10 protein-coding genes are annotated in these 11,913 nt (G+C 70.9%); 7 read left to right on the top strand and 3 right to left on the bottom strand.

Translation table 11 applies throughout. From position 1 onward, the window contains the following. Nucleotides 1-14: 14 nt before the first annotated feature. Complete coding sequence (locus ACFWWU_RS27855) at nucleotides 15-1,589, top strand: hypothetical protein (protein WP_384148934.1); 1,575 nt, start codon at nucleotides 15-17, stop codon at nucleotides 1,587-1,589. Between the two features lie 74 nt (nucleotides 1,590-1,663). On the opposite strand, the gene ACFWWU_RS27860 is transcribed toward ACFWWU_RS27855, so the two are convergent. Further along, nucleotides 1,664-3,181, bottom strand: coding sequence for a peptide MFS transporter (locus ACFWWU_RS27860; RefSeq protein ID WP_384148936.1), 1,518 nt, complete (start codon nucleotides 3,179-3,181; stop codon nucleotides 1,664-1,666). 427 nt (nucleotides 3,182-3,608) lie between these two features. On the opposite strand from ACFWWU_RS27860, the gene ACFWWU_RS27865 reads away from it, so the two are divergent. Both ACFWWU_RS27865 and ACFWWU_RS27870 read left to right on the top strand, forming a co-directional pair. Beyond that, on the top strand, nucleotides 3,609-4,286 hold the full coding sequence (locus ACFWWU_RS27865) for a response regulator transcription factor (RefSeq protein ID WP_024757648.1): 678 nt from the start codon (nucleotides 3,609-3,611) through the stop codon (nucleotides 4,284-4,286). Between the two features lie 14 nt (nucleotides 4,287-4,300). Beyond that, nucleotides 4,301-5,572, top strand: a complete 1,272-nt coding sequence (locus tag ACFWWU_RS27870; RefSeq protein ID WP_384148938.1) for an ATP-binding protein — start codon at nucleotides 4,301-4,303, stop codon at nucleotides 5,570-5,572. Between the two features lie 22 nt (nucleotides 5,573-5,594). Here the strand turns inward: ACFWWU_RS27870 and ACFWWU_RS27875 are convergent, their stop codons facing one another. After that, nucleotides 5,595-6,110: a GtrA family protein gene (locus ACFWWU_RS27875; protein ID WP_384148940.1), complete on the bottom strand. Its 516-nt coding sequence runs from the start codon at nucleotides 6,108-6,110 to the stop codon at nucleotides 5,595-5,597. Between the two features lie 191 nt (nucleotides 6,111-6,301). On the opposite strand from ACFWWU_RS27875, the gene ACFWWU_RS27880 reads away from it, so the two are divergent. From ACFWWU_RS27880 to ACFWWU_RS27895, 4 genes are all read left to right on the top strand, one after another. Further along, on the top strand, nucleotides 6,302-7,441 hold the full coding sequence (locus ACFWWU_RS27880) for a 5-(carboxyamino)imidazole ribonucleotide synthase (protein WP_384148942.1): 1,140 nt from the start codon (nucleotides 6,302-6,304) through the stop codon (nucleotides 7,439-7,441). A gap of 5 nt (nucleotides 7,442-7,446) precedes the next feature. Continuing rightward, nucleotides 7,447-7,974, top strand: a complete 528-nt coding sequence (purE, locus tag ACFWWU_RS27885; RefSeq protein WP_384148944.1) for a 5-(carboxyamino)imidazole ribonucleotide mutase — start codon at nucleotides 7,447-7,449, stop codon at nucleotides 7,972-7,974. Continuing rightward, nucleotides 7,971-9,185: a dipeptidase gene (locus ACFWWU_RS27890; protein ID WP_384148946.1), complete on the top strand. Its 1,215-nt coding sequence runs from the start codon at nucleotides 7,971-7,973 to the stop codon at nucleotides 9,183-9,185. The genes purE and ACFWWU_RS27890 overlap by 4 nt, the downstream gene beginning before the upstream one ends. A 123-nt stretch (nucleotides 9,186-9,308) precedes the next feature. Beyond that, nucleotides 9,309-10,226 (top strand): membrane dipeptidase, encoded by a 918-nt coding sequence (locus ACFWWU_RS27895; protein WP_384148948.1) that lies wholly within the window; start codon nucleotides 9,309-9,311, stop codon nucleotides 10,224-10,226. A gap of 117 nt (nucleotides 10,227-10,343) precedes the next feature. On the opposite strand, the gene ACFWWU_RS27900 is transcribed toward ACFWWU_RS27895, so the two are convergent. Beyond that, nucleotides 10,344-11,675 (bottom strand): UDP-glucose dehydrogenase family protein, encoded by a 1,332-nt coding sequence (locus tag ACFWWU_RS27900; protein ID WP_384148950.1) that lies wholly within the window; start codon nucleotides 11,673-11,675, stop codon nucleotides 10,344-10,346. Nucleotides 11,676-11,913: the final 238 nt, after the last annotated feature.

Genomic DNA, 11,913 nt, shown 5'->3' on the forward strand with positions numbered 1-11,913 from the left:
GTACGCAACGGAGGATGAGCGCGGCCGGGGTCGCGCTGATGCTCGGCGGCGCGGGGATCCTGATTTCCGCCGGCCCCGCACAGGCCGCCGAGGTCTCGTACAAGACGGAGTGCATCCCACCGTCCATCTCCGGTCTCCCGCCGGTGCAGGGCACCACGAAGGTGCTCGTCACCGCACCGGCGGAGGCCAAGGTCGGCGACGAGGTCGAGATCGTCTGGAAGACGGTCCAGGCCGCCTCGAAGAACCCCGACGTGCTCGACCTCGGGGCGGACACGGTGAAGCCGAGCGGCGTCCTGAAGGTGGGCGGCGCGGGGAGCGGCACCGTCGCGATGGAGGGTCCGCGGAGCAACCCGCCGATCCCCAAGAACAGCGCGATGGTGCTGCCCGAGATGAAGGGGAAGCTGAAGCTGACCACGGCGGGCGACATCACGCTGACGCCCGACAAGTACACGATCAACGTGTCCAAGCCGCTGTCGACGGACACGAAGTGCACCCCGAAGGAAGCCGTCCCGGTCGCCGCGACGATCAAGGTGACGGCGGGCGGGGGCGGCACCACCTCCGGCACCAGTTCCGGTGGCAGCAGTACGACGACCTCGGGCGGCTCCAGTACGACCACGTCGGGCGGCTCCAGTACGACCACGTCGGGTGGCTCCAGCTCGACCACGTCGGGTGGCTCCAGCTCGACCACGTCGGGCGGCAGCAGCACGACCACGTCCGGCGGTACGACCACGACCGGCGGCAGCACCACGACGTCCGGGGGCTCCACCACCACCGGGGGGCACACGGGCAGCGCCGGCACGGGCGGCTCGACGTCCACCTCGGGCGGCAGCTCCACCTCGGGCTCCACCTCTGGAGGAAGCTCCAGCTCCGCCGGCGGCTCCTCCGGCGGCAGCGGCGGGCAGACCGACTTCCCGGGCAAGGAGGTCACCGTCGCCTTCACCTGCACGTCCCCCGGCCCGCCGAACATCAACTCCAAGGTGACGATCAGCGCGAAGAAGAACGGCGCCGTCTACGACCTCACCGTCAAGACGGCCAAGGGCGTCATGGACAGCCCGGCTCCCCTCCCCAAGGGGGCTCTCGTCCCCACCATGGCGGTCAGGATCGGCGGAGCCGACAGCGGCACGGTGTTGGTCACCGGAGCCCCCAACCCCACCGCGGTCGCGGCGGGCGCCCCGGTGAGCCTGGAGGACATGAAGGGCACGTACAAGCCCGGCGCGACCGGGAAGTCCACGCTCAGCCCGGGCGCGCTGACCATCAAGGTCACGCTCGGCTCGGCGAAGATGGACATCCCGTGCCAGGTCAAGGGCGCGGTGAACGCCTCCCTCGAGCTGGACACGAGCAAGCAGTCCGGCGGGGCGAGCGGCGGCTCCGACGGCGGTTCGAGCGCCTCGGGCTCCGGCTCCGGCTCGGGCTCCGGCTCGGGTTCCGGCGGCAGCGCGGCCTCCGGCGGCTCCTCCGGTGAGAACCTCGCCGAGACCGGCGCCGAGAGCGACGGCGCCCTGCGCGCCCTCGCCCTGGTCGCGGGCACGGTCATCCTCATCGGCGGCGCGGTGTTCACCTTCACACCGTGGGCGCGCCTGAGGCGCTGAGAGCGCCGGTAGACGGCGAAGGCCGCCGCACCGAAACCGGTGCGGCGGCCCTCAGGCGCGTACGGAGCGGGGCGTCAGTGGACGCCGCCCATCATCGCCTGGACCTTCTTGCGGTACATGAAGACCGCGAAGCCGGCGCCGACGGCGAGGGCCGCCTGCAGGGCGATGATGCCTGTTCCGTTGAGGTCCACACCGGCCAGTGAGAGCAGACCGGTGGTGCAGTCACCTGCGGTGACGGCGAGGAACCAGACACCCATCATCTGGGAGGCGTACTTCTTCGGCGCCATCTTCGTGGTGACGGAGAGGCCGACGGGGGAGAGGCAGAGCTCACCGATGGTCTGGATCATGTAGATCGAGACGAGCCACATCGGGGAGACCAGGGTGCCGTCGCCCGCCATGCCCATCGGGACGATGAAGACGAAGAAGGACGCGCCGACCAGGACCAGACCCATCGCGAACTTCACGATGGTGTTCGGCTCCTGGTTCTTACGAGCCAGCCACAGCCACAGCCAGGCGAAGACCGGGGCCAGCGCCATGACGAACATGGGGTTGAGCGACTGGTACCAGGTGGCGGACGGGTCGAAGCCGAAGAGGGAACCGGTCTTGTCGTCGGCGAACAGCGACAGGGTGGAGCCACCCTGGTCGTAGATCATCCAGAAGATGGCGGCGGCGACGAAGAACCAGATGTAGCCGTTCATCTTCGACTGCTCGGTCTTGTCGAGGTCCTTGTCGCGCTTGATGCGGACGAGGACGGCGACGGGGATGAGCAGACCGGCGAGGGTGAGCGGGACCAGGGCCCAGTTCAGGGTGAACAGGTCGAGGCCGACGACGACACCGTAGAAGACGGCGGCCAGCGCGACCACGAGCGAGGCCTTGACCAGGATCCGCTTCTTCTCCTCGGCGGAGAGCGGGTTCGGGACGAGGCTGCTCGTCGGGCTCAGGCTCTTGCTGAAGGACAGGAAGCAGGCGAGGCCGAGGGCCATGCCGGCGGCGGCGAGGGCGAAGCCCAGGTGCCAGTTGACCTTCTCGCCGACGGTGCCGACGACGAAGGGCGCGACGAAGGCACCCAGGTTGATGCCGATGTAGAAGAGCGTGAAGCCACCGTCACGGCGCGGGTCGTCCGGGCCGTCGTAGAGGTGGCCGACCATCGTCGAGATGTTGGCCTTGAGGAGACCGGAGCCGGCCGCGACGAGCGCGAGGCCGAGGAAGAACATCGCCTGGCCGGGGAGGGCCAGCGAGACGTGACCGGCGATGATCACGAAGCCGGCGATGGTGACGGTCTTGCGGGCGCCCCAGACACGGTCGCCGAACCATCCGCCGGGCATGGCCATCAGGTAGACCATCGACACGTACACGGAGTAGATCGCCGTGGCCGTGGCCGCCGTCATCGCGAGGCCGCCGCCCTGGCTGCCGGTGGCCGCGTCCGTGCCGCCGGAGACCAGGTACAGAACGAGAAGGGCCCTCATGCCGTAGTAGGAGAAGCGCTCCCACATCTCGGTGAAGAAGAGGGTGGCCAGGCCGCGGGGGTGGCCGAGGAACGTCTTCCCGGAACCAGGGGTTCCGGTCGAAGCCGTCGTCAGGCTGGACGCCATGTCGATCCTTGCTCTGTCGGGACGCTCGCCTTGTGAGCGGGGTGCGCCCGGTGGGGGAGGCCGGCACCGGCGGAGCCGTTGGACTCCACCGGGATCCACGCCCCGGGAGGCGCGTCATCGCGTCCCGGAACCCGGCCCACAGGTCGTTCACTGTCTTCGAGGATCGGCGGAGCCGACCTCACGCAGAAAGAGGACCTTGGCGCATGAAGCTGGCCAAAGGTCCCCGATTACCGCTACAGACGTCGAGCCACCATACGACACGACAGTGCCGGATATGGAAGGACTTGAGAGATGGATCACAGGCTGTAGTGCAACCACGCGAGGCCATTCCAAGGTCATGAACAGGATGCCCACAGGATACGGAGGGGTCACCCGGGCCGAACGGATCCCGCCACGGCCCGGTGGCCGTGCGGACTACCATCACCCCATGACCCGTGTACTGCTCGCCGAGGACGACGCATCCATCTCGGAACCGCTGGCCCGCGCCCTGCGGAGAGAGGGGTACGAGGTCGAGGTCCGCGAGGACGGTCCGACCGCCCTCGACGCCGGACTCCAGGGCGGAGTGGACCTGGTCGTACTCGACCTCGGGCTGCCCGGCATGGACGGCCTGGAGGTCGCCCGGCGGCTGCGCGCCGAGGGCCACGCGGTCCCGATCCTGGTCCTCACCGCGCGGGCCGACGAGGTCGACACCGTCGTCGGGCTCGACGCGGGCGCCGACGACTACGTCACCAAGCCCTTCCGCCTCGCCGAGCTCCTCGCCCGGGTCCGGGCCCTGCTCCGGCGCGGCTCCAGCGAGCCCGTCGTGGCCCCCTCGACCCACGGCGTACGGATCGACGTCGAGTCGCACCGCGCCTGGATGGGCGACGAGGAGCTCCAGCTCACGGCCAAGGAGTTCGACCTGCTCCGGGTCCTGGTCCGGGACGCCGGCCGGGTCGTCACCCGCGACCAGCTGATGCGCGAGGTCTGGGACACCACCTGGTGGTCCTCCACCAAGACCCTCGACATGCACATCTCCTGGCTCCGCAAGAAGCTCGGCGACGACGCGGCGAACCCGCGCTACATCGCCACCGTCCGCGGAGTCGGCTTCCGCTTCGAGAAGAGCTGAGCCACCGTTAAGCCATGCGCCGCCGTCTGATCAACTCCACGCTCGCCGTGGTGCTCGTCGTCATCGCCGTCTTCGGCGTCTCCCTCGTCATCGTCGAGACCCGGACGATCTCCAGCAGCGCGCAGGAGAGCGTGGACTCGGAGGCGCTGCGGATCGTCTCCATCGTCGACAGCCGGCTCATCGGCGGCGAGCCGGTCAACCCGGACATCCTGGCCGAGCAGAGCGGCGCCAAGCGGTACGCGCAGATCCGCATCCCCGGCCGCGACACGATCGAGATCGGCACCCGCCCCGAGGGCAACGTCACCCGGGGCCTCGCGGAAGGGGAGCGCGGCGAGACCGTGACTGTCGAGGAGTCCCGCTCGGCCGTCACCGAGGAGGTCGGCCGGACCCTCATGATCATCGGCGCCGTGGCCCTGCTCGCCGTCATCGCCGCCGTCCTCCTCGCCGTACGGCAGGCCAACAAGCTGACGTCCCCGCTGACCGACCTGGCGGAGACCGCCGAGCGCCTCGGCTCAGGCGACCCCCGGCCCCGGCACAAGCGGTACGGGGTGCCCGAGCTCGACCGGGTCGCGGACGTCCTCGACGCCTCCGCCGAGCGCATCGCCCGGATGCTCACCGCCGAGCGCCGGCTCGCCGCCGACGCCTCGCACCAGCTCCGTACGCCCCTCACCGCCCTCTCCATGCGCCTGGAGGAGGTCGCCCTCGCCGACGACCTGGACACGGTCAAGGAGGAGGCGACGATCGCGCTCACCCAGGTCGAGCGGCTCACCGACGTCGTCGAACGGCTCCTGACCAACTCCCGGGACCCCCGCACGGGCTCCGCCGTCGCCTTCGATCTCGACGAGGTCGTCAAGCAGCAGCTGGAGGAGTGGCGGTCGGCCTACCGCAGCGCGGGGCGGGCCATCGTGCACTCGGGCAAGCAGGGGATGCGGGCCGTCGGCACCCCGGGCGCGGTCGCCCAGGTCCTCGCCGCGCTGATCGAGAACTCGCTCATGCACGGCGGCGGCACCGTCGCCGTACGGACCCGGGTCACCGGCAACCAGTCGGTGATCGAGGTCACGGACGAGGGACCGGGCGTCCCGTCCGACCTCGGCGCGCGGATCTTCGAGCGGGCGGTGAGCGGTCGCAGCTCCACGGGAATCGGCCTCGCCGTCGCCCGCGACCTGGCGGAGGCGGACGGCGGGCGCCTGGAACTGCTGCAGCAGCACCCGCCGATCTTCGCGCTCTTCCTGAGCCGGGAGGTCAGGAGCGTCTCGGACGAGACGCGCAACCGCCCCGTACGGTAGCCCCGTACGGTGAAAGGGCAGGTCAGACGCGGTTGGGCTGGCGACGGGTCGCCTGGCGCGGGGGCTGCTCAAGGAACGATTCGGCGGCCTGCACGGCTTCCTTCGCGGGCAGCGCGCGGAACACCCACGTGCGGTACGACCAGAAGCGGAACAGGGTCGCGACGCCGATGCCGAAGAACTTGAAGAAGTTGCTCGCGAGCGGGCCGTCCCAGCCGAAGCCGTACGTCGCCGCGAACAGCAGACCGTTCTGGATCACCAGACCGATCAGGCTGAAGACGAGGAAGAGCGACATCTCCTTGGTGCGGCTGCTCTTGTCCCGGTCGCGGTACGTGAAGTAACGGAACCCCACGTAGTTGAAGGCGATCGCGACCAGGGTGGCGATGATGCTCGCGCGCACGACCTGGAGATCCGTGAAGTGGCGTACGAGGTTGAACACCCCGAGGTCGACCAGGACACCGACAGCCCCCACTGCCCCGAACTTGGCGACCTCACGGAAGAGCCCGTTGAGTCGCATGCGCAGCGCGCCGGGTTCACTCATGGTGATGGCTCTGTCCCGTCCGTCCGGTGGTGACGTCCGGGCGACGTCAACCCAACCATGCTAACCAGCCCCCCCTGTCACCCGCCCGGGTACCTCGTAAACCACGGGGAAACCCGGGTCCCACCTGCGCTGTCCTTGTGACAAACCACAGGCGGACGAGTGTTCCCTGGTGGTGCGGATACCCTAAGAGGGTGACGTTTCCGGTAGTCGGTATGGTCGGCGGCGGTCAGCTCGCCCGTATGACCCACGAGGCGGGCATCCCCCTCGGCATCAAGTTCAAGCTCCTCAGTGACACCCCGCAGGACTCGGCGGCCCAGGTGGTCAGCGACGTCGTCATCGGCGACTATCGCGACCTGGACACGCTGCGTGACTTCGCGCGCGGATGTGACGTGATCACCTTCGATCACGAGCACGTCCCCACGGAGCACCTGCGGGCCCTGGAGGCGGACGGCATCCCCGTCCGCCCCGGGCCCGACGCGTTGGTGCACGCCCAGGACAAGGGGGTGATGCGCGCCAGACTCGACGAGATCGGCGCGCCGAGCCCGCGCCACCGCATCGTCGCGGACGCGGCGGACGCGGTGGCCTTCGCGGCCGAGGTCGGGGGCTTCCCGATCATCCTCAAGACCGTGCGCGGCGGCTACGACGGCAAGGGCGTCTGGTTCGTGCGCACGGAGGCGGAGGCCCGCGACCCGTTCCTCGCGGGCGTCCCGGTCCTCGCCGAGGAGAAGGTCGACTTCGTACGCGAGCTCGCGGCGAACATCGTCCGCTCCCCGCACGGCCAGGCCGTGGCCTACCCGGTCGTCGAGTCCCGTCAGGTCGACGGTGTCTGCGACACCGTGATCGCCCCGGCGCCGGACCTCGACGACGAGCTCGCGGGCCGGGCCCAGGAGCTCGCCCTCCGCATCGCCAAGGAGCTGGGGGTCGTCGGCCACCTCGCCGTCGAGCTCTTCCAGACCACGGACGGCCGCATCCTCGTCAACGAACTGGCGATGCGCCCGCACAACTCCGGTCACTGGACCCAGGACGGCGCGATCACCTCGCAGTTCGCCAACCACGTCCGGGCGGTTCTCGACCTCCCCCTCGGCGATCCGCGGCCGCGCGCCCGATGGACCGTGATGTGCAATGTCCTGGGCGGCGACTACCCGGACATGTACTCCGCGTATCTGCACTGCATGGCCAGGGACCCGCAGCTCAAGATCCACATGTACGGCAAGGACGTGAAGCCCGGCCGCAAGGTGGGGCACGTCAACACCTACGGCGACGACCTCGACGACGTGCTGGAGCGCGCCCGTCACGCCGCCGGATATCTGAGAGGAACGATCGTCGAGTGAGCAGCATGAGCACCGCCCCCGTCGTCGGTATCGCCATGGGATCCGACTCCGACTGGTCCGTCATGGAGGCCGCCGCCCAGGCCCTGGACGAGTTCGAGATCGCGTACGAGGTGAACGTCCTCTCGGCGCACCGGATGCCGCGCGAGATGATCGCGTACGGCGAGGAGGCCGCGGGCCGCGGGCTCAAGGCGATCATCGCGGGCGCGGGCGGCGCCGCCCACCTGCCCGGCATGCTCGCCTCCGTCACCCCGCTCCCGGTCATCGGCGTGCCGGTGCCGCTGAAGTACCTCGACGGCATGGACTCGCTGCTCTCCATCGTGCAGATGCCGGCCGGCGTCCCCGTCGCGACGGTCTCCGTCGCCGGCGCGCGCAACGCGGGCCTGCTCGCGGCCCGGATGCTCGCCGCGCACGACCCCGAACTCCTCACCCGGATGAACGACTTCCTCCAGGAGCTCAACGACCAGGCCACGGAGAAGGGCAAGCGCCTGCGGGCCAAGGTCGAGGGCGCGGACTCGTTCGGCTTCGGCAAGTGAGCGCGGCCGAGCGCCTCGCGGAAGCCCGCGAACTGCTCGCCGCCCACCCGGTCGTGGACGGCCACAACGACCTCCCGTGGGCGCTGCGCCAACACGCGGGCTACGACCTGGACCGCATGGACATCGGCGCGGACCAGACCGGCGCGCTCCACACCGACCTCGCCCGGATGCGGGCCGGCGGCGTCGGCGCCCAGTTCTGGTCGGTCTACGTCCCCTGCCGGCTGGCCGGGGACGACGCGGTCAGCGCGACCCTGGAGCAGATCGACATCGTCGACCAGCTCCTGGAGCGGTACGCCGCCGACCTCGCCCCGGCGCTGACGGCGGACGACATGGAGGCGGCCCGGAAGCAGGGCCGCATCGCCTCGCTCAAGGGTGCCGAGGGCGGCCACTCGATCAACAACTCCCTCGCCACCCTCCGCGCGCTGCACACCCTGGGCGTCCGCTACCTGACGCTCACGCACAACGACAACAACGACTGGGCGGACTCGGCGACCGACGAGGCGGGCGTCGGCGGGCTCTCCGCCTTCGGCCGGCAGGTCGTCCGCGAGATGAACCGCTCCGGCATGCTCGTCGACCTCTCGCACGTCGCCGCCACCACCATGCGGGACGCGCTCGACACCTCGACCGCGCCGGTGATCTTCTCGCACTCCTCGGCCCGGGCGGTCTGCGACCACCCGAGGAACGTCCCGGACGACGTCCTGGAGCGGCTGCCCGCCAATGGCGGCGTCGCGATGGCCACCTTCGTGCCGAAGTTCATCCTCCCCGCGGCCGTCGAGTGGACCGCGCGGGCGGACGAGAACCTCCGCGAGCACGGCTTCGACCACCTCGACACGACCGCCGAGGCGATGAAGCTGCACCGCGCCTTCGAGGAGGACGACCCGCGCCCGATCGCCACCGCCGCCACGGTCGCCGACCACCTCGACCACATGCGCGAGGCCGCCGGCATCGACCACATCGGCATCGGCGGCGACTACGACGGCACGGCCTTCACCCCGGCCGGCCTGGACGACGTCGCGGGTTACCCGAACCTGCTCGCGGAGCTCCTGCACCGCGGCTGGTCACACCCGGACCTCGCCAAGCTGACCTGGTCCAACGCGGTCCGCGCCCTCCGCGACGCGGAAGCGGTCTCCCGAGACCTCCGCTCCCGCACGTCCCCGTCGAACGCGACGATCGACACACTCGACAGTGCCGACACCACCGACGCTCCGTAGCGGAGCCGTCACCCGGACGGTCCACTCCGCCGCGCCCCCGACCGGGCCCGGTGGCACGGTGGACGGTACTGCCCCGCCGCATTGGGCGGGGCAGTACTGCATCACCGAGTTCGGAGTAGCACCATGGCAGATCTCGACGATCCCTCCCCCTTCTCTGCCGCCCTCGCCGCCGTCGGCGCGCTCGATCCCGATCCACCACCCCCGCTCGACGAAACCGCCCGGGCCCGCGCCATCCTGGCCGCCCAGCCCGTCGTCGAGGGTCATGCCGAGCTGCCCCGGTCCCTCGACCCGGAGGACCTCCCGCCCGTCCGCGCGGCGGAGGCCGGAGCGCAGTTCTGGTCCCTGCACGTGGAGGCCGACGAGGGCGTCATCGGCACGCTGCGGCGGATCGACGCGATCCGCGCCCTCGTCGCCGACTGCCCCGAGGACCTGCGGCTCGTGTACACCACGGCCGAGATGGCCCACGCCGGGAACTGCGGCCGGGTCGCCGCCCTGCTCGGCCCGGTCGGCTGGCCCGCGCTCGGCGGCTCGGCGGCCACCCTGCGGGCCTACCACGCCCTGGGCGTCCGGGCCGTGAACCTCACCCGCTTCGACCGCTTCGCCCGCGAAGCCGTACGGGAGATGAACCGCCTCGGCCTGGCCGTGGACCTCTCCGGCGCCGACCAGGACACGGTCCGCCGCGCCCTCGCGGTCACCCGGGCCCCGGCCCTGCTGACCAGGGCGGTGCCGGCGGGCCTGCCGGACGACGTGCTGCGGCTCCTCGGCGAGAACGGCGCGGTCTGCATGGTCACGGTCACGGACGACCCGGCCGCCGACGCGGACGTCCTCGACCGGGTGCGTACGGAGGCGGGCCCGTGCTCCACGGGTGTCTCGCACACCACCGCGCCGGCCCTCGGCTACGTCCCGCTCTTCGCGGAGCTCCTGCGCCGGGGCTGGCCCGCCCAGGAGCTGGTCGGGCTCGCCCACGCCAACGTCACCCGGGCGCTGCGCGAGACGGAGTTCCTGTCGCGGACGAACCGGATCCGCCCGGCCGCGGCCTGACGGCACGAAGCGGGCCTGACGGCACGAAGCGGGCCCGACCGTACTAGCGGTCCGACCGTACGAAAGGGGGGAGAGGGGGCGCGTGACAAGCGCCCCCTCTCCCCTCTTCGCGTCGTCTCAGGCGCGCGGGCGGCCCATCGCCCGGTACGTCCAGCCCGCCGCCCGCCAGCGCTCCGAGTCCAGCGCGTTGCGGCCGTCGAGGATCATCGGCGACGAGACGACCGCGGCGAGCTCCGCCGGGTCGAGCTCGCGGAACTCCCGCCACTCGGTCAGGTGCAGCACCACGTCCGCCCCGCGCACCGCGTCCAGGGCCGTGTCGGCGTACCCCAGGGTCGGGAAGACGCGGCGCGCGTTCTCCATGCCCTTCGGGTCGTAGACGGTGACCTGGCCGCCCTGGAGGTGTATCTGGCCGGCCACGTTCAGCGCGGGGGAGTCGCGGACGTCGTCCGAGTCCGGCTTGAAGGTCGCGCCGAGCACGGCCACCCGACGGCCCAGGAAGGAGTTCCCGCCGAGGACCTCCCGGGTCATCTCCACCATCTGGCCGCGCCGCCGCATGTTGATCGAGTCGATCTCGCGCAGGAAGGTCAGGGCCTGGTCGGCGCCCAGCTCGCCCGCCCGGGCCATGAACGCCCGGATGTCCTTGGGCAGACAGCCGCCGCCGAAGCCGATGCCGGCCCGCAGGAACTTGGGGCCGATCCGGTCGTCGTGGCCGAGTGCCTCGGCCAGCTTGGCGACGTCGCCGCCGGCGGCCTCGCACAGCTCGGCCATCGCGTTGATGAAGGAGATCTTGGTGGCGAGGAAGGAGTTCGCCGACGTCTTCACGAGCTCGGCGGTCGGGAAGTCGGTCACCACGAACGGCGAGCCGTCGCCGACCGGCCCCGCGTACACCTCGCGCAGCGTCTTCTCGGCCCGCCCGCCGAAGTCCTGCACGCCGACCACGATCCGGTCCGGGTGCAGCGTGTCCTGCACGGCGAAGCCCTCCCGCAGGAACTCCGGGTTCCAGGCGAGCTCGACGCCCTCGGGCAGCAGGCCCGCGAGCCGCTCCGCCGAGCCGACCGGCACGGTCGACTTCCCGACGACCAGGGCCCCTTCGCGGACGACCGCGGCGAGGGAGGCGAAGGCGGCGTCGACGTAGCTCATGTCGCAGGCGTACTCGCCGTGCTTCTGCGGGGTGTTCACGCAGACGAAGTGCACGTCGCCGAAGGAGCCCACCTCCTCCCAGGAGGTGGTGAACCGCAGCCGGCCGCTCGACCCCTCGATGCCGGCCACGTGCTTCGCGAGGAGGTCCTCGAGCCCCGGCTCGTACATCGGGACGCGTCCGGAGGAGAGCAGCTCGATCTTCTCGGGGACGACGTCCAGGCCGAGCACCTCGAAGCCCAGTTCCGCCATGGCCGCGGCATGGGTGGCGCCGAGGTAGCCGGTGCCGATCACAGTGATCTTGAGGGCCATGCGGTACTCCAGTGACGTCGGGCGGAATGCCTGCCCGAGCATAGTCGTGCCTTGGCCCGGCGCCGGGCCACGCCCTACCCTTTGGGTTACTTAACGGTAGTTAGCAAGCGTGGGAGTGAGTGAACGTGGCGGGTTCGACCGATTTCGACCTGTATCGGCCCTCCGAGGAGCACGACATGCTCCGGGAGTCGGTGCGTGCGCTGGCGGAGGCGAAGATCGCGCCGTTCGCGGCCGCGGT

The organism is Streptomyces sp. NPDC058650 (assembly GCF_042717315.1).
Classification (GTDB): domain Bacteria; phylum Actinomycetota; class Actinomycetes; order Streptomycetales; family Streptomycetaceae; genus Streptomyces.